The sequence below is a fragment of the Nocardioides sp. Z35_8 genome, from assembly GCF_059621125.1.
The window spans coordinates 646269-664154 of sequence record NZ_JCAQIE010000001.1; the positions used below are offsets into that span (position 1 = coordinate 646269).

Annotated in this window: 17 protein-coding genes; 7 read left to right on the forward strand and 10 right to left on the reverse strand. The window is 73.8% G+C overall.

Annotation, left to right across the window (positions count from 1 at the left end; genetic code table 11):
* The first annotated feature begins 9 nt into the window (after positions 1-9).
* Positions 10-570, forward strand: a complete 561-nt coding sequence (locus AC54T2_RS03090; RefSeq protein ID WP_496665492.1) for a helix-turn-helix domain-containing protein — start codon at positions 10-12, stop codon at positions 568-570.
* Complete coding sequence (locus AC54T2_RS03095) at positions 567-1847, forward strand: MFS transporter (RefSeq protein WP_496665493.1); 1281 nt, start codon at positions 567-569, stop codon at positions 1845-1847. Before AC54T2_RS03090 ends, AC54T2_RS03095 begins: the two co-directional genes overlap by 4 nt.
* Before the next feature lie 45 nt (positions 1848-1892).
* Here the strand turns inward: AC54T2_RS03095 and hisC are convergent, their stop codons facing one another.
* Together hisC and AC54T2_RS03105 are read right to left on the reverse strand one after the other, a co-directional pair.
* Positions 1893-2993: a histidinol-phosphate transaminase gene (gene hisC, locus AC54T2_RS03100; RefSeq protein ID WP_496665494.1), complete on the reverse strand. Its 1101-nt coding sequence runs from the start codon at positions 2991-2993 to the stop codon at positions 1893-1895.
* 10 nt (positions 2994-3003) lie between these two features.
* Positions 3004-3579 (reverse strand): VanZ family protein, encoded by a 576-nt coding sequence (locus AC54T2_RS03105; RefSeq protein WP_186339462.1) that lies wholly within the window; start codon positions 3577-3579, stop codon positions 3004-3006.
* Between the two features lie 64 nt (positions 3580-3643).
* Between AC54T2_RS03105 and AC54T2_RS03110 the strand changes: the two genes are divergently transcribed.
* Genes AC54T2_RS03110 through AC54T2_RS03130 form a run of 5 tightly spaced genes read left to right on the forward strand, consistent with a single transcriptional unit; the run spans position 3644 to position 7588 of the window.
* Positions 3644-4033 (forward strand): phage holin family protein, encoded by a 390-nt coding sequence (locus AC54T2_RS03110; RefSeq protein WP_489976271.1) that lies wholly within the window; start codon positions 3644-3646, stop codon positions 4031-4033.
* Complete coding sequence (locus AC54T2_RS03115; protein ID WP_186339464.1) at positions 4033-4581, forward strand: low molecular weight protein-tyrosine-phosphatase; 549 nt, start codon at positions 4033-4035, stop codon at positions 4579-4581. Before AC54T2_RS03110 ends, AC54T2_RS03115 begins: the two co-directional genes overlap by 1 nt.
* Positions 4581-5444, forward strand: a complete 864-nt coding sequence (locus AC54T2_RS03120; protein WP_489976272.1) for a fructosamine kinase family protein — start codon at positions 4581-4583, stop codon at positions 5442-5444. Before AC54T2_RS03115 ends, AC54T2_RS03120 begins: the two co-directional genes overlap by 1 nt.
* Positions 5445-5495: 51 nt before the next feature.
* A complete protein-coding gene (locus AC54T2_RS03125; protein ID WP_496665495.1) occupies positions 5496-6191 on the forward strand; it encodes a response regulator transcription factor in 696 nt (231 codons plus the stop codon).
* On the forward strand, positions 6188-7588 hold the full coding sequence (locus tag AC54T2_RS03130; RefSeq protein WP_496665496.1) for a HAMP domain-containing sensor histidine kinase: 1401 nt from the start codon (positions 6188-6190) through the stop codon (positions 7586-7588). The genes AC54T2_RS03125 and AC54T2_RS03130 overlap by 4 nt, the downstream gene beginning before the upstream one ends.
* A 27-nt stretch (positions 7589-7615) precedes the next feature.
* Here the strand turns inward: AC54T2_RS03130 and AC54T2_RS03135 are convergent, their stop codons facing one another.
* The 8 genes from AC54T2_RS03135 to AC54T2_RS03170 all read right to left on the reverse strand — a co-directional run bounded on the left by AC54T2_RS03135 (position 7616) and on the right by AC54T2_RS03170 (position 17847).
* The gene (locus tag AC54T2_RS03135; RefSeq protein WP_496665497.1) at positions 7616-8956 is read right to left on the reverse strand and encodes an anthranilate synthase component I family protein; all 1341 of its coding nucleotides are present in this window, start codon (positions 8954-8956) and stop codon (positions 7616-7618) included.
* On the reverse strand, positions 8953-9513 hold the full coding sequence (locus AC54T2_RS03140) for an anthranilate synthase component II (protein ID WP_496665498.1): 561 nt from the start codon (positions 9511-9513) through the stop codon (positions 8953-8955). The genes AC54T2_RS03135 and AC54T2_RS03140 overlap by 4 nt, the downstream gene beginning before the upstream one ends.
* 28 nt (positions 9514-9541) lie before the next feature.
* Positions 9542-11248, reverse strand: a complete 1707-nt coding sequence (locus AC54T2_RS03145) for a sulfatase-like hydrolase/transferase (protein WP_496665499.1) — start codon at positions 11246-11248, stop codon at positions 9542-9544.
* A 101-nt stretch (positions 11249-11349) separates the two neighbouring features.
* A complete protein-coding gene (locus tag AC54T2_RS03150; protein WP_489976276.1) occupies positions 11350-13254 on the reverse strand; it encodes a chorismate-binding protein in 1905 nt (634 codons plus the stop codon).
* Between the two features lie 59 nt (positions 13255-13313).
* On the reverse strand, positions 13314-14099 hold the full coding sequence (locus tag AC54T2_RS03155) for a hypothetical protein (protein ID WP_186339472.1): 786 nt from the start codon (positions 14097-14099) through the stop codon (positions 13314-13316).
* Between the two features lie 143 nt (positions 14100-14242).
* Positions 14243-16420 carry a HelD family protein gene (locus tag AC54T2_RS03160; RefSeq protein ID WP_496665500.1) on the reverse strand — a complete coding sequence of 726 codons (2178 nt, stop codon included), beginning with the start codon at positions 16418-16420 and terminating at the stop codon, positions 14243-14245.
* Positions 16421-16539: 119 nt separating this feature from the next.
* Positions 16540-16968, reverse strand: a complete 429-nt coding sequence (locus tag AC54T2_RS03165) for a hypothetical protein (RefSeq protein ID WP_186339474.1) — start codon at positions 16966-16968, stop codon at positions 16540-16542.
* A gap of 120 nt (positions 16969-17088) precedes the next feature.
* Positions 17089-17847 carry an enoyl-CoA hydratase-related protein gene (locus tag AC54T2_RS03170; protein WP_313960509.1) on the reverse strand — a complete coding sequence of 253 codons (759 nt, stop codon included), beginning with the start codon at positions 17845-17847 and terminating at the stop codon, positions 17089-17091.
* Between the last annotated feature and the right edge of the window lie 39 nt (positions 17848-17886).

Here is a 17886-nt window from a genome sequence, read left to right on the forward strand (position 1 = left end):
GGTGCATCGGTGTCGTCCTCCATCTCGCCCGACATCGCGGGGCTCCGGGCCCTGAGCCACCCCCTACGCCTGCGGATGCTCGGTCTGCTGCGCAGCGACGGGCCCGCCACGGCGACGACGCTGGCGCGGCGCCTGGACCTCAACACCGGAGCCACGTCCTACCACCTGCGCCAGCTCGCGCGGCACGGGTTCATCGAGGAGGACGCCGAGCGCGGCAACGGCCGCGACCGCTGGTGGCGAGCGGCCCACGACAGCACCCGCACGGAGTTGCGCGCGGAGGGCGTCGTCGACAGCGACGTCGAGGCCTACCTCACCACCGTGGCACTGCTCTACGCCGACCGCATGCGGGCTGCGATCGCCGAGATGGCCGCCCTCCCGCCGCAGTGGCGGCACATCGGCACGCTGAGCGACTGGGAGCTGAGCCTGACCCCGGCGCAGGCGCAGCGGCTCGTGCAGTCGCTCACCTCCCTCATCGAGGAGACCGACGAGTCCGACGGCGACGACGCCGCGGCGTTCGTGGTCAACCTCAACGCCTTCCCGCGGCCCGGGCAGCGGTGGGGCGGGTCGTGACCGCGCCGACCACCCGTCGTACGCCGCTCGTCGGTTGGCTCGCGGCGGAGGGGATCTCGTTCGTCGGCACGCGCATCTCGATGATCGCGATCCCCTGGTTCGTGCTCTCGACGACGGGCTCCGCCACGCAGACCGGTCTGGTCGCCGCCGCCGAGATCACGCCACTGGTCCTCTTCAAGGCACTGGGCGGACCGCTGCTCGATCGGGTGGGCCCGCGCCGCGTGACCCTGGCGTGCGACCTGCTGTCCGCCGTCGTGGTGGCCGCGATCCCCCTGCTGCACGGGCTCGGGCTGCTCGGCTTCCCGACGCTCCTGGCCCTGGTCGCGGTCGCGGGCGCGCTGCGCGGCCCGGGCGATGCGGGCAAGGCGGCGATGAGCCCCGAGATCGCCCGCGTCGCCGGCTGGTCCCTGGAGCGGGTGGCCGGGCTCGCGAGCGCGGTCGAGCGCACCTCCACCATGGCCGGCGCGGCGCTGGCGGGACTGCTCGTCGCGAGCGTCGGCGCCGCCGACGCGCTCTACGTCGACGCCGCGTCCTTCCTGGTCTCCTTCGTCGTCTTCGCCGTCGCCACCTCGGGTCTCGGCCGGCCTGTGGCCGCCGACGCCGAGGCCGACGCCACGTCCTACGGCCGGGCGCTGCGGCAGGGCTGGGACTTCCTGCGCACCGAGCCGGTGCTGATCGCCATCTGCGCGATGGTCGCGGTCACCAACCTCGTCGACCAGGCCTACGCGGCGGTCCTCGCGCCCGTCTGGGCGAAGGAGTCCGGGGCGGGGGTGGCGGTGCTCGGCACGCTCTTCGCGGTGATGAGCGGTGCCTCGGTGCTGGGCGCACTCGCCGCGGCACGCTGGGGCGAGACGCTGCCGCGCTACCGGACGTACGTCATCGCGTTCCTCGTCGCCGGTGCCCCGCGCTACGTCGTGCTGGCGCTGGAGTCGCCGCTGTGGCTGGTCTTCGCCGTCACGGCCGTCGCCGGCGTGGCGTCGGGCTGCCTCAACCCGATCCTCGGAGCAGTGATCCTCGAGCGGATCCCGGCACCCCTGCTGGGACGGGTGTCGTCGCTCAACACCGCGATCTGCTGGTCGCTGATGCCCCTGGGCGGCGTGCTGGGCGGCCTCGCGGTCGCGGGGCTCGGCATCTCCCCCGCCCTGCTGGTCGCCGGCGCGGTCTACGCCCTGACCACGATGGCACCGACGCGGGTGCCGTCCTTCCGGGGCATGGACCGGACCCCGGACGCAGGCGCGCGGACCCTGCCCGGCACCCCTCCGCCACCCCACGCCTGAACGGGGCGGGACGGGGCGAGCGAGGTCCGCGCGTCCACGGGTCGCTCAGGCGGGCGCGAAGCGGGCGGCGACCTCGACGACGCGGTCGAGGCCCTCCTGCTCGCCGATGCTCACGCGCACGCCGTCGCCGGCGAAGGGACGCACCGAGATCCCCTGCTCGCCGCAGGCCGCGGCGAAGTCGAGCGCCCGCTCGCCCAGCGGGAGCCAGACGAAGTTGCCCTGGGCGTCGGGGAGCTCCCAGCCCACCTCGCGCAGCCGCGTCACGAGGTCGGCGCGTCGGGCCACGAGGTCGTCGACGCGCTCGAGCAGCTCGGCCTGCGCCTCCAGGGACGCGATGGCGGCGGCCTGGGCGACGTGGCTGACGCCGAACGGCAGCGACACCGCGCGCAGGGCGCCCGCCAGCGGTGCGGGAGCGACGGCGTACCCGACCCGGAAGCCGGCCAGCCCATAGGCCTTGGAGAAGGTGCGGGTCAGCACCACGTTGTCGTGTCGGCGGTAGGTCGCGAGGCCGTCGACCGGGTCGTCCATCCGCACGAACTCGAGGTAGGCCTCGTCGACCACCACGACGACGTGCGCCGGGACCTTCGCGATGAACGCGTCCAGCTCGGTCTGCGTGACCGCCGGGCCGGTGGGGTTGTTGGGCGTGCAGACCAGCACGAACCTGGTGCGGTCGGTGATCGCGGCGGCCATCGCGTCGAGGTCGTGGCGACCGTCCGCGGTCACCGGCACCTGCACGCTCGTGGCGCCGCCGGCGGTGACGGCGATCGGGTAGGCCTCGAAGGAGCGCCAGGCGTAGACGACCTCGTCGCCGGGCTCGCAGAACGTGTGGACGAGCTGGTAGATCAGCGCCACCGATCCCGTCGCCACGGCCAGGTCCTCGACCGGGACGCCCATCGCCTCGCCGAGCGCCGCATAGAGCGCCGTGCTGCCCATGTCGGGATAGCGGTGCATCTGCGCGGCGGCCTCGGTCGCCGCGTCCAGCACGCCGGGCAGCGGCGGGTAGGGGTTCTCGTTGGACGAGAGCTTGTAGGACGCCAGCCCGGCCCGCGCGACGGGCGGCTTGCCGGCGACGTAGGTGGGGATCGCGAGCACGTTGGGCCGCGGCCGGGGGGACTCGGCGGGGGTGTCGGCGGGGGTGGAGGGCATGCCCCGCACCCTAGTGAGCCGGCCTCGGCTCCGGTCGGCGGCGGCCCCGCCAGGGCCGCACCACCGGGAGGAGCACCACACCGACCACGAAGCCGATGCCGGCTCCCAGCACGTTGTCGACGATGTCGGTCACGTCGCAGGCCCGGTCGAGGCGGGCGAGCTGCAGCTGGACCATCTCGATGACGAGGCTGTAGGCGGCCAGGCCGGCCAGACCGAGCGGTGCGAGCACGAGACCTGCCCACCAGCGGCAGACCGCCAGCACGAGGAACACCGCGGCGGGCACGAAGAGCAGCACGTTGAGGGTGCGCTGGTCGAGGCCGAACACCTCGAACGCCGCCCCCGAGGGCCCGCCGTAGTCCCACGAGCACGCCTCGCTGCGGCCCTCCGCCGGCACGATCCCCACGTCCGGTCGGGTCGGCACGAGGGTGACCAGGGCGATCACCACCAGCGACCAGGACAGCCCGGCGAACGACACCGCCGACGCGGTGCCCAGCAGCGGACGGACCGCGAGGGCGACGAGGAGGGCGACGACCGCGGCGGCCAGCGCGCCGAGCGCCATCACGCCCACCCCTCCGATGGTCACCACGACGGCGAGGGTAACGGGGACGGAGGCCCTCCCCGGCCCACACGGGTTGGCTAGGGTCGTCGGCATGCGCTTCGTGACGTGGTTGCTCACCTACGCCGCCGGGCTGGCCGTCGCCGCCTGGATGCTGAAGGGAATCTGGTTCGACGGACCCGACAGCGGCCAGGCCCAGCTGCAGGAGAAGATCCTGCCGCTGCTCCTCGTGGCCGTGATCCTCGGCCTCGTCTCGACGTTCGTGGAGCCCGTCGTCAAGCTGCTCTCGCTGCCGTTCATCATCCTGACGCTGGGCTTCCTGCTGCTCGTGATCAACGCGCTGATGCTCATGCTCACCGCCAGGCTCGCCGGCGCCTTCGACCTCGGCTTCCACGTCGACGGCTTCTGGAGCGCGCTGGTCGGCTCGGTCATCGTGACGGTCGTCGGCTGGGGCGTGCGGGCCGCGCTGCCGGCGCTGGACTGATGCGGGTGCCCGCACTCCCGCCCGCCCGCCGTCCCGGTCGCTACCGGATCGCCCTCGTCTGCCTGGGCAACATCTGCCGCTCGCCCACCGCCCACGTCGTGCTCGAGGCCCGGCTGGCCGACGCCGGGCTCGACGACCGGGTGGAGGTGGCCTCCTCGGGCACCGGCGACTGGCACGTCGGCCACCCGATGGACCCGCGCGCCGCGGCCACGCTGACGGCGGCGGGCTACGACGCCAGCCGGCACCGCGCCCGGCAGTACGACGCCACCTGGCCCGAGGCGTACGACCTCGTGCTCGTCATGGACGAGGCCAACCTGGCCGACGTGGGTGGGCGCACCGACCGCGTGGGCCTGTTCCGCGACTTCGATCCGGTCGATCCGGGTGGTGAGGTCCCGGACCCGTACTACGGTGGTGACGACGGGTTCGAGGAGGTGCTGGCGATGGTCGAGCGCACGAGCGATGCGATCGTGGCGGCCCTCCCCCGAGCCCTCGACCCCGACCAGACGAGCGACCAGAGGAGCGACCCGGCGGGCGGGGGCAGGGCCTGATGGCTCGCCAGCCGCTGGTCGCCAGGCGTGCCGAGGAGCTCCTCGGCACGGCCGTGGTCGCGACCTCGCCCGTGGCGGGCGGCGACATCGCCACCGCGACGCGGCTGCGACTGTCCAACGGGCAGACCGCGCTGATGAAGACGCTGCCGCACGCGCCCGAGGGCTTCTTCGAGGCAGAGGCCGCGGGCCTGCGGTGGCTGGGCGAGGTCGAGGGCGGGGTGCCGGTGCCCGAGCTGCTGGCCGCGGCGCCCGACTGCCTGGTGCTGGCCTGGGTGGAGCAGAGCGCCAAGACGCCGGTCGAGGCGGCCGTCACGTTCGGCCAGCAGCTCGCCGTGACGCACGCCGCGGGCGCCGACGGCTGGGGCCTCGACCACGACGGCTTCATCGGCCGGCTCCCGCTGCCCAACAGGACCGCCGACTCGTGGGCGGAGTTCTACGCCGTGCGCCGCGTGCTGCCCTACCTGAAGCTCGCCCGCGACCGCGGGGCGATCACCGACACCGACGCCGCCAACGTCGAGGCGGTGATCGGCCGGCTGAGCAGCCTGCTGCCGGAGGAGGAGCCCGCCCGGCTGCACGGCGACCTGTGGAACGGCAACTGCCTGTGGGGCCAGGACCTCGCCATCCACGTCATCGACCCGGCGGCCCACGGCGGGCACCGCGAGCTCGACCTGGCCATGCTGCACCTCTTCGGGCTCACCCACCTGCCGCGGGTGATGGCGGCGTACGACGAGGCGCGTCCGCTGGCTGATGGCTGGGAGGACCGGCTCGGGATCCACCAGCTGTTCCCGCTGCTCGTGCACGCGTGCATGTTCGGCGGCGGCTACGGCGCCCGCGCCGGGGCGGTCGCGGCCCGATACGCCTGACCCGCGCGCGCTCCTCAGCGTGGCTTCAGGGGGCGGTGGCATCCTTGCGACGTGAGTGAGTCCAGGCCCCGCGTGCTGGTCGTCGACGACGACCGCGCCGTGCGCGACTCGCTGCGCCGGTCGCTGGAGTTCAACGGCTACGACGTGGTGCTCGCCGCCGACGGCGCCGAGGGGCTCGTGGCGGTCGGGTCGCACCAGCCCGACGTGGTGGTCGTCGACGTGATGATGCCGCGGCTCGACGGCATCGAGACGACGCGCGCGCTGCGCGCCGCCGGCAACGACGTGCCGATCCTGGTGCTGACCGCGCGCGACGCGGTGGGCGACCGGGTCGAGGGCCTCGACGCCGGCGCCGACGACTACCTCACCAAGCCGTTCGCGCTCGAGGAGCTGCTGGCACGCCTGCGCGCGCTGCTGCGGCGCGTGGTGCCCGACGGCGACGGGGCGAGCGAGGTGCTGACGTTCTCCGACCTCACCATGGACGTCGCCAGCCGCGACGTCTCGCGCGGCGGGCGCCCGATCGAGCTGACCCGCACCGAGTTCACCCTGCTCGAGATGTTCATGCGCCGCCCGCGCCGGGTGCTCGACCGCTCGTTCATCCTGGAGGAGGTCTGGGGCTACGACTTCCCGACCAGCGCCAACTCGCTCGAGGTCTACGTGGGCTACCTGCGCCGCAAGACCGAGGCGGCGGGCGAGCCACGGCTGATCCAGACCGTGCGCGGCGTCGGCTACGTCCTGAAGGAAGCATGAACACCCCAGGCGCGAGCACCACCCGCTCCGACGGGCGTTGGCACTACCGCAGGTCGCTGGCCTCGCGGGTGGCCGTGCTGACCACCGTCGCGCTGGGCCTGTCGATCGCGCTGATGGCGTTCACCGCGTTCGTGGTGATGCGCCAGCAGATGATGAGCTCGCTCGACCAGTCGCTGCTCAACCGCGCGCACAAGGCCACCGCGTTCACGACGCTGTCCAACATCACCGCGTCGGGCGCGCCCGCCTGGATGCTCGGCGCGGCCGACGTGCGGATCATCTTCGTCACCGCCGAGGGACGCACGGTGACCGGCGACGACGTCCCCGACTTCACCCTCGGCCGCCCGGAGTACGAGGTCGCGACCGGACAGCGCAAGTCGTCGGTGCGCACCCTCGTCACGACCGAGGGCGAGCGGTTCCGGGTGGCGACCGTGCAGGCCAACAACGGCGCCGCGCTGATCCTGGCGCAGCCGCTCGCGCCCAACGACCGCACGCTCGAGAAGCTCAGCGGGGTGCTGTTCGTCTTCGGCGCGCTCGGCGTGCTGGCGGCGCTGCTGGCGGGCTGGCTGGTCGCGAGCAACGGGCTCAGACCGGTGCGCCGGCTCACCTCAGCGGTCGAGCGGATCGCGATGACCGAGGACCTCACCCCGCTGCCGGTGGAGGGCGACGACGAGGTCGCCCGCCTCTCCACCGCCTTCAACCACATGCTGCTGGCGCTCGGCGCCTCGCGGGACCGGCAGCGCCGGCTGGTCGCCGACGCGAGCCACGAGCTGCGTACGCCGCTCACGTCGCTGCGCACCAACCTCGACCTGCTGCGCCAGGCCGAGGGCAACTCGGCGCTGCCCGCCGAGGCGCGCCTCGAGCTGCTCGACGACGTCCGCGGCCAGATCGAGGAGCTGAGCGCGCTCGTCGGCGACCTCGTCGAGCTCGCCCGCGACGAGCCCACCACCCGGGTGGTCGCCGAGGTCGACCTCGCCGAGGTCGTGGAGCGCGCGGTGACCCGCGTGCGCCGTCGCGCCCAGGGCGTGTCGTTCGACGTCGACCTCGAGGCGTGGCCCGTCGTCGGCGACGCCAGCAGCCTGGAGCGCGCGGTGACCAACCTGCTCGACAACGCCGCCAAGTGGAGCCCTCCGGACGGCACCGTGACGGTCCGGCTCATCGACGGCGTCCTCACCGTCGACGACCAGGGCAGCGGCGTCGCGGAGGCCGACCGGCCGCACGTCTTCGAGCGCTTCTACCGCTCGGAGGAGTCGCGCGCGATGCCCGGCTCCGGCCTCGGCCTGGCCATCGTGCGACAGGTGGTCGACCGCCACGGCGGCCAGATCCAGGTCTCCGAGGCGCCCGGCGGCGGTGCCCGCTTCTCGCTGTGGGTGCCCGGCGTCTCAGTGGCGCGCACCTGACTCGCCGCTCGTCCCCCGGGGTCGGGCTCAGGCAGGCGGGGCGTCGAAGACGCGCAGCAGCCGCTCGGCCTTCCACCCCGCCTCCGCCCACTCCTCCGCGAGGTCGGACCGCACCGTGATGGCTCCCCCGGTGCCGAGCGTCCAGGTGCCGCCGCCGTCGGTCGTCAGCGACCGGATGACGACCCCGAGGTCGGCCGGGCCGTCAGCGCTGATCCAGCCGAACGCGCCGGCGTACGCCCCGCGCGGGGTCGACTCGACCTCCTCGATCACCTGCATCGTGCGCAGCTTGGGAGCGCCCGTCATCGAGCCCGCCGGGAAGAGCGCCCGCAGCGCGGCGACCGGCGACACGTCGTCGCGCAGGCGCCCGCGGACCGTCGACACCAGCTGGTGCACCGACTCGTAGGACTCGACCTGCATCAGCGCCGGCACCTCGACCGACCCGACCTCGCAGACCTGGGACAGGTCGTTGCGCAGCAGGTCGACGATCATCAGGTTCTCCGCGCGCGTCTTCGGGTCGCGGGCCAGCCGCTCGCGGTGGTGCTCGTCCTCCTCGGCCGTGGCGCCGCGCGGGGTGGTGCCCTTGATCGGCTTGGTCTCCAGGTGCCGGTCCGCGCCCACGAGGGCATACCTCTCCGGCGAGCTCGACAGCAGCCACGCCCGCGCGCCGGCGACGTCGTGCTGGAGGAAGCCGCTGTAGGGCGCGGGGTTGAGCCGACGCAGGCGGAGGTAGGCCGACACGGGGTCCAGGTCGGACGTGCGGGAGATCCGGTGGGTGAGGTTGACCTCGTAGGAGTTGCCCGCGTGCAGGTGCTCCTGGACGCGCGCGTACGCGTCGGCGTACGCGGTGGGCGGGGCGGGTGGGGTGGCCGGAGTGGCGGCCGGGGTCGTAGCGGCCGTCGGGCCCTGACTTGGAGGGGGAGTCTGACACTTGGAGGGGGTGGCAACCCCCTCCAGGTGTCGGAGTCCCCGCTCGAGCGGGGACTCCGACGACGACGGCCCCGGCGGCGGGTGGTCGAACACCCGGACCGAGCGGGGGCGCATCCACACGGCGTCGGGGAGCAGGGGGTCGGGGGTGGCGGGCAGGTCGGTGCGGGAGGCGTAGCCGAGGTAGCCGAACCACTGCTCGCCCGGCGCGATGCGCTCCTCGAGGACGGCGAAGACGTCGTCGCCGACGACCTCGGCGCGGCCGGCGGAGTGCAGGGTCACCTCGCGCCTGGTCGCCGACCACGAGAGCGACACGTCGTCGTCGTCGAGCCAGCCGATGATGGAGCGGCGCCCCGACCACTCGCGCGCGCCGCCGCCGTCGAGCCAGAAGCAGCGCCGGTGCGCGTCCGCGACCTCGCGGAAGAAGGCGACGGGGTCGCTCATCGGAGGAAGTTCCGCACGATGTCCTCGCCGTGCGCCGACAGCACCGACTCGGGGTGGAACTGCACGCCCTCCAGGGGCAGGGCCTCGTGGCGTACGCCCATCACCACGCCGTCCTCGCTCCACGCGGTCGCCACCAGCCCCTCGGGCAACTCGACCGCCCCCAGCGAGTGGTAGCGCACCGCGGCGAAGCCCTGCGGCAGCCCGGCGAAGACGCCCACGCCGTCGTGCCGCACGGCCGCGACGTCCCCGTGCGCCGGGGCCAGCCGCCCCACCGTGCCGCCGTACGCCGTGACCAGCCCCTGCATGCCGAGGCAGACGCCGAGCACGGGGCGCGAGGCGTCACGCAGCACCGCGGTGCCGACCGAGAAGTCGGCGCGCTGGGCTGGATGGCCCGGCCCCGGGGACAGCACGACGTGCGAGTGCCGCAGCACCTCGCCGGGCGCCACCTCGTCGTGCTGCACCACGCGCGGCAGGACACCGCTCACCCGCGCGAGGAGGTGCACCAGGTTCCACGTGTAGGAGTCGTGGTGGTCGACCACGATCACGTCCGGCGTCACGCAGCGAGGCTAGTGCCTGCCGCGCGCGTCAGCGGCGCAGCGCCCGGCAGGCCTCGGACACCGGTTGGTCGCCCGCCTCGCGGCAGCCGTCGAAGGCGGTCAGCCTCGCCATCAGGTCCTTGACCTCGGGCGACCTCCGCTTGCCGGCGAAGGCGTTGCGCCGCTCGTAGGCGTCCTTCTTGTAGGAGTAGTACTCGTAGCCCCAGGTGGTCGTGGCCGGGCGCGGGTCGAGGTCGAAGCGCACGAGCAGCCCGGTGCGGCTCCGCACGGCCGTGTAGGAGGGGATCCGGTCGAGCTCGGTGCCGCTGAACGCGGCGTCGGGGTCGTTGCCGGTGAGCGTCTGCTGGGTGTGCTCGAGGAACGCGTAGGACTGCTGGACCAGCGTGGGCTGCGCCAGGGTCGGCACCAGCGACTGCCCGCTGCGGAACGGCGCCGGCGGCAGGCCGGCGAGCTCCTCGAACGTCGGCGCGAGGTCGATGTTGCTGGTCACCTCGCGGCGCTTGCCCGGCACCACGCCCGGGCCGGTGACGAGCAGCGGCACCCGCACGTCGGTGTCGTACGGCGTCCCCTTGCCGCGGCCCATGCCGTTCTGGCCGAGGTGGAAGCCGTTGTCGGAGGTGAGCACGACGTAGGTGTGGGGGCCGACGGCGCCGAGGATCCTCTTCAGCAGCCGGTCGGCGGACTGCGCCATCCGCGCCCGGTCGCGCAGGTCGCGCACCGCCGCCGACCGCGGCAGCATCCGGGCGGTGTTCCACGCCCGGGCGGGCTTGCCGTCGGCCCGCCGCGGCCGGTTGTCCTTGCGCGGGTCGCCGAGACCGGGCAGGTCGGCCGCGGTCAGCTTGTGGCAGGCCACGCGCCCGCAGCTGCGCGGACCGGTGCGGTCGCGGAACATCGGCGGGAAGAGCGGGTCGCCGGCGTAGTGGCCCTCGGGGTTGGTGCGGTTGTGCGGGGCGTAGAGCGACACCTCGAGGAAGTAGGGCGCGTCGGAGGCCTCGTTGTCCCGCACGAAGTCCATCGCGAGGTCGCCGATCACCGCCCCGGCGTAGGCCTTGTCCTTGACCGTGCTGCTCGCGCTCGCCGGCGGCGCGGGGTGCTGCACGAGCTGTAGCCGCTGGTCGACCAGGGTCGTGCTGGCGAAGTCCCAGCCGTCGTAGGCCGAGCCGAAGACCACGTTGAACGTCGTCCACCCCGGCACGACCGGCGGCAGCGCGCGGCCCGGCGACCACTCGTACTCGTTGAGGAACTTGCCGATGAAGCCGGTGTGGTAGCCGGCCTCCTGGAGTCGCACGTTGAAGGCGCGCTCGGGGTTGCCGTTGGTGTCGTAGGCGGGCCAGCCGCCGAGGCGGGAGGTGCCCTTGTTGGAGGTGTTGGTGAGGACGCCGGTCTGGTGGGGGTACTGGCCGGTGAAGAAGCTCGAGCGCGACACGCAGCACAGCGAGTCGGTCACGAACGAGTGCGGGTAGCTCGCGCCGGCCTTGCGCATCCGCTGCACCGAGCGCATCGTCTGCACGAGGTCCATCGAGAAGTCGTCGAGCATCACCACGACGATGTTGGGCCGCTGGGCCCGCGCCGCCGCCGGCACCGCCTCGGCGACCGCCACGGCGCCGCTGGTCACGCGCGGCGGTGCCACGCCGTCCGGGCCGCGCGAGCCGTCGGTGGTGCCGCCGCTCGCCGCGCCGCATGCCATCAGCGCGAGCAGGCACACGCCGGCCCATGCTCCCTTGACGTACCCCACTGCCCCCCCTGCCTGTCCCACGTCGGTCACCAAGGGTGACGTCCTCGGCAGGCGTTTCGTTGCCTGCCACGCCGGACGAATGTCTAGACGTCTGGTCGACTTTACCCGTCGTGCCGGGCGAGGAGGTCGCGCACCGCGGCGTGCAGCAGGTCATAGCCGTTCTCGGTGAGGATCGACTCGGCGTGGAACTGGATGCCCCGGTAGTGCGGGCCGACGATCGCGTGCACGTCACCGGTCTCCGGGTCGGCCTCGACGCGTACGCCGTCGGGCAGGGCGCCGCCGTCGGGCACGCGGCCGACGAACGTGTTGTAGAACCCGACCCGCTCGGTGCGCCCGTCGAGCCGCACCGGCGACTGGGTGCCCTGGAAGACCACGTCCTTGTAGCCGAGGTCGAGGCCGAGCCGCTCGCACAGCGTCTGGTGGCCCAGGCACACGGCGAGGAACGGCTGCTGCGAGGCGAGGAGGTCGTCGACCGCACGGCGGAACGACGCGATCTTGGGGTGCTCGCCCTCGCGCGGGTCGCCCGGCCCGGGCCCGACGATCACCAGGTCGGCGCCGGCGAACGCCCCGGGCGCGTAGTCCTCGTGCCGCACCACCCGCGAGGTCATGCCGAAGACCCCGAGCACGTGGACCAGCATGTTCACGAAGTCGTCCTCGCCGTGGAGGATCACGGCCTCCTTGCCCGCCAGACCGGGGTCGGCCGGCTCGCCGGCCTGGTCGGTGAGCCAGAAGCGGGAGAGCCGTTGGTTGCGCGTGCCGAGGGCCAGCAGGACGTCCTCGTCGCGTGCCAGCTCGGCGATGTCGGTGCCGTCGGAGGTCGCCGCCGGCACGAGGCCGAAGGCGCTGAGGATGCCGCCGGCCTTGGCCCGGGTCTCGGCCACCTCGTAGGCGGCGTCGGAGTCGCGCACGAGCGTGGCGCCCGCGGTGACCTTGAGCTCGCCCGCCGGCGACACGTCGGCGGTGCGGATCAGGATCGGGCTGTCCATCGTGGGCGTGCCCTCGGGAGAGCGGCCGAACAGCGCGAGCGCGGCGCCGTAGTAGCCGCGGCCCTCGGGCTCGTAGTCGGCGATCAGCCGGCAGGCGTTCTCGACCGGCGCACCGGTCACCGTGGCCGCGAACATCGTGTCGCGCAGGATCTCGCGGTGGTCGCGGTCGGAGCGGCCGGCGAGGAGGTACTCGGTGTGGATCAGGTGCGTCATCGGCTTGAGGAACGGCCCGAGGACCTGGCCACCCTCCTGGCAGACGTCGCACATCATCTTCAGCTCCTCGTCGACCACCATGAAGAGCTCGAAGACCTCCTTCTCGTCGGCGAGGAAGTCGAGGAGGCGCTCCTTGAGGTCGTCGCCGTGGCCCGCGACGCGGAACGTGCCGGAGATCGGGTTCATCCGGACGTCGCCCTGGCGCACCGAGACGTGCCGCTCGGGGCTGGCGCCGATGAGGAAGCGCTCGCCGGTGAAGAAGCAGAACGTCCAGTAGGCGCCGCGCTCGCGCTCCATCAGCCGCCGCAGCACCGTGAGCGCGCGGTCGGCGTCCCAGTCGGCGACGACCGCGCGGTAGTGCCGGCCGATGACGAGGTTGGCGCCCTCGCCCTGCCCGATCTCGTCGCGGATGATCGCCTCGACGACGTCGGCGTAGTCCTCGTCGCTCGTGGCGAAGCCACCGCGGTCGGCGAACTCGACGGGCACGTCGGGGAGCGCCGCGAGCAGGTCGTCGACCGGCACCTCGTGCTCGACCTCGAGGTCGACGACCGTCAGCGGGGCGCCGTCGTCGATGGCGGCGAAGCCGCGCTCGCGCACCTGCCGGAACGGCACCGCCACCAGCCGGTCGGCGCTGCGGCCCGGCTCCGGGGCTCCCGTCTCGAGCGGGATGTCGAGGAGGCTCGCGACCTCGTGGGGCGTGCCGCCGACCAGTCCCACCGTCGGCGAGGCCTTGCGCCGGATGACCGCCCACGCGCCGTGCCCCTGGATCTGCTCCAGGAGGTCGCGGACGGCGGGGGTCTGGGTCATGCGAAGCACCCTACGGGCGCCCGGGGACGCCCCCCGGGACGTCTCATCCCGGCCGTCGCCTAGGGCGTCCGGACCTCGACGCGGACCCAGTCGACGAGCATGTCCTGCCGACTGCCGCCGGGGACGGCGTGCTCGGGCAGGACGTCCTTGTTGGACAGCCGGAGGTGGAGCGGCACGATGCCGTTGGGCACCCGGCGCGCGTCGGGCGTCGATGTCACGCGGTAGACCTCCTGGCCCTGGCCGTCGGAGGCCGTGTAGACCACCGTGTCGCCACCGACGGTGAACTCGGCGGCGTACTCCCAGTAGGCGTCCCAGGGCCTCGGCCCCGCGCCGAAGGCGTCGGTGACGGGCCACAGCTCGGCCGGCCGGCCGGTCGCCGCGCACGCGTTGACGGCGGTGTCGGCGGTGTCGTCGTAGCAGAGGTGCGAGCCCACCTGGACGCCCGTGGTCTTGAGCGGCCCGTAGCTCTCGATGACGTCGATCTCGCGCGGGTCGACGCCGTTGGGGTGCTGGATCCAGAACGCGGCGTAGTTGCTGCCCGTGTCGGGCATGAGGAGGCTGACGGTGGCGCGCACCTGGGTGCCGAGGGGAAAGGTCCAGCCGGCGTTGGTGCGGATCTGGGACAGGTGCCCGACGGCGAGCTGGCCGAGCCCGTTGTGGATGGCGCCGTTCGAGCCGAGCATGCTGTGCCACTGCGCGGGCGCGGTGCCGGCAGGTCCGTCGAACTGCTCGACGAACGCCTCCTCCCAGCCCCACGTGGGCGCCGGGTCGGACTCGACGGTCTCACCGCGCGGCAGCGCGGCCTGCGCGGCACCGGCTCCCAGCACGAGGGCGAGGGCGGACATCGCGGCGCCGACCCCCCTCGCGGCCTGACGGGCGGGTCGCCAAGCGATGTCGCGGCGTGCGCTCACAGACATCGGCCTCCCCACTCGTGACTGCGTCCGGACGGTGAAGGGCGATGCTAGCCGCCGGACCCTGCCCGACGCCCTCAACCGACCGTCGTCAGCAGCTGGGTGGCGCGGGTGAGCACGACGTAGAGGGTGGCGCGGCCGGTGGCCGACTCGTCCTCGATCTCCTGCGGCGAGACCACCACGATGCCGTCGAACTCCAGGCCCTTGGTGTCGAGCCCGGTGAGCACGACCACGCGGTCCTCGCCGCTGGGCGTCACGCTCGAGTCGACGGCGGCGCGGGCGCCGACAGCGTCGTCGGCGAGCTCGGGCCACGACGCCAGCCAGGCGTTGACCTCCGAGCGCCGAGCGACCGGCACGACGATGGCGACGGTGCCCTCGACGCGGTCGGCGATCGTGGTGACCGCCTCGCGCACCGCGGCCTCGAGGTCGTCGACCGGACCCACGACCCGCGGCTCCTCGCCCGTGCGGCGGACGGCGTCGGGAAGGTCGGCGTCGAGACCCACGCGGCGGGCGTAGTCGGCGGCGAAGGCGTAGATCTCCGCGGAGTTGCGGTAGTTGGTGGACAGGTGGAACTCGTGGAGCTCCTTGCCCTCCAGCGCCTCCGCACGGGCCGCAGCGGCCTCGGGGGCGTCGGGCCACGACGACTGCGCCGGATCACCCACGATCGTCCAGCTGGCGGAGCGGCCACGCCGACCGACCATCCGCCACTGCATCGGGGTGAGGTCCTGCGCCTCGTCGATGAGGACGTGGGCGTAGCCGTCGTCCTCGATCCGGTGCGTCGGCGCCGCCCACGGACGACCGCCGGGGGCGTAGTCGCGCTCGGAGACCGTGGTGAGCTCCTGGAGGTCGACCCCGCCCTCGAGCAGGCCGGTCTCGTCGAGGTCGCGCTCGTCGTCGGTGCGCTGCGGCACGTCGCCGAGTGCGTAGCGCAGCTCGTCGACCAGGGGGACGTCCTCGATCGAGAGGTCGCCGGACGCCCACGACTTGCCGAGCAGCCGCTGCTCCTCGCGCGAGATGACGCCCTCGCCCACGCGGGCCAGGAAGTCGGGCTCGCGCAGCCAGCCGAACACCGTGAGGGCGTCGAGCGGGGGCCACCAGGCGGAGGCGAACTCCACGAAGCCGGCGTGGCCGAGCATGTCGTCGTCGAACGCCTGTCGGCCGCGCTCGCGGCCGCGCTCGCCGCTCACCTGGCGCCACATCGCGTCGAGGAGCGTCCTGGCCACCCGTGGCAGCTGCCGGTTGCGGCGGCCCTGCGACATCAGCTGGCGGCGCAGCCGGCCCAGCAGGGCGGGGTCGAGCACGATCGTCTCGTCGCGCCAGTAGATGCGGAAGCTGGTCGGGGCGCCCGGGGCGTGCTGGCGGGCGGTGCGGCGCAGCAGCTCGGCCATCCGGGTCGCGCCCTTGACGTCGGCGACCCTCGGCTCGTCGTGGCGCGTGGCGCGGATGCCGCCGACGACCTCGCCCAGCGAGCGCAGCGCGACCGCGGTCTCGCCGAGGCTCGGCAGCACCCGCTCGATGTAGCGCATGAACACCCCGCTCGGCCCGACCACGAGCACGCCGCCGCCCTCGTAGCGGCGTCGGTCGGAGTAGAGCAGGAAGGCGGCACGGTGCAGGGCGACGACGGTCTTGCCCGTGCCGGGCCCGCCCGAGATCGACACGACGCCCTTGCCGGGCGCGCGGATCGCCTTGTCCTGCTCGGCCTGGATGGTGGCGACGATCGAGTGCATCGACCGGTCGCGGGCGCGGGAGAGCTGGGCCATCAGGGCGCCCTCGCCGACGATCGGCAGGTCGGTGTCGGCCTCGTCGTCGAGCAGCTCGTCCTCGACGCCGATGACGGTGCGGTGCTGCGAGCGCAGCACCCGTCGGCGCACCACGCCGGACGGCGTGGCGGCGGTGGCCTGGTAGAACACGCCGGCGGCGGGCGCGCGCCAGTCGATCAGCAGGACGTCGCGGTCGGCGTTGCGCACGCCGATGCGCCCGATGTAGCGCGGCTGGGCGTCGATCTCCGGGCGGAGGTCGAGCCGGCCGAACACCAGCCCCTCGTGGGCGGCGTCGAGCTGGGCGATGCGCTTGGCAGCCTGGAAGACCATCGCGTCGCGCTCGACGAGGCCGCCCTCGTGCCCCAGCTTGCCCCGGCTGTGGCCCTCGGCCGCCAACGCCCGCGCGCTGCGGGTCGACGCCTCGAGCTGCACGTAGACCTCGTCGACGTACGCCTGCTCCGCCGCGATCTCGCGCGCCTCGAGCTCCTCGCTCAAATCCTGCTCCTCATCCCCCGATGAACCACTGCCCAACGGTCCCGGGCAGACCGACAAGCCTACCGGCGGGCACCGACGAGCGCCGACTCCTCGCGATCGTGGCCCCGCGCACCCGCCGTTCACGTCAGCAGGAGGACGGCGCCGAGCAGGCAGGCCGCGGCGCCCAGCGTGCGGACCCGGTCGGCGCGCGCGAGGTCGTCCAGCAGCCGGGGGCGCTCCGTCAGCGGGGCCCGCGCCAGCCGTGCGTGGAGCGGGGCGGCGAGCGCGGCGGTGGTGACGACGGACAGCGACGCGCCGATCGCGGCGAGCCACGTGCCGGCCGCCCGCGGCTCGACCGCCGCGGTCCAGGCCAGGACCAGGACGAGCGGCACGTAGAGCAGCCCCACCAGCGGGGCGATGCGCCGCGCGTGCCGTTGGTGCGCGGCCTGCCACACCCCGTGCTCCACGTCGCGCAGTGCCGGGTAGACCACCCGGTCGACGGTGACCTGGAAGCCGAGGTGGGCGGCGGCGACCACGCCCAGCCACGCGGCGGGGTCGGGCAGGCTCACCGGGGTGCTCCCGGACTGGCGCGGCCACGGCGCGCGACGTCGTACTGGTCCACGTTCGCCTCCCTCTGTCGCCTCACCTGCTTCTCGCGCGCAGGGCGGCCGACGGATGCGACCCGGGGGCTACTTCTTGCGGGAGAGGAAGGCGACCATCGCCTCGCGCGCCTCGTCGGAGGCGAACAGCCGGGTGCTCGTGGTCGCCATCTCCTCGCCCAGCGCGTCGATGCGCGCGACCAGGTCGCGGTTGAGGATCCGCTTCGACTCCCGCAGGCCCTGGGGCGCCCCGGTCGCGAGGCTGGCGCACACGGCGGCGACCTCCTCGTCGAGGACGTCGGCCGGCACCGCCTTGGTCACCAGCCCGTACGCCGCCGCGTCGGCGCCGGTGAACACCTCGCCGCCGAGCGTGGTCAGGGCGGCCGCCCGCGGGGTCATCCGGTGGTGGACGGTGAGGCTGATGATCGCGGCGGCGAGGCCGAGCTTGACCTCGGTGAGGGCGAAGGTGGCGTCGGCCGCGCTGATGGCGATGTCGGCGGCGGCGACGATCCCGATCCCGCCCGCTCGCACGGCGCCGAGGTTCTTGGTCACGACCGGCTTGTCGAGCGTGGCGATGAGGCGCTGCAGCTCGACGATCGCCCGGGTGCCGGACTCCATCCCCTCGCTCGAGGCCTCGGTCAGGTCGGCGCCGGAGCAGAAGACCTTGCCCGAGCTCTCGATGAGCACGGCTCGCACGTCGGCGTCGGCACCGGCGCGCTCGAGGTGCGCGAAGAGCTCGGTCACCAGCTGGCGGCTCAGGGCGTTGCGGTTGGCGGGGCTGTCGAGGGTGATGGTGGCGACGGCGTCTGACACGGCGTAGTGCACCAGCTCGTCGGGGGCGTCGGTCATGGCGGACATCCTGCCGCACCGCAGCGGTGCTCCCGACCG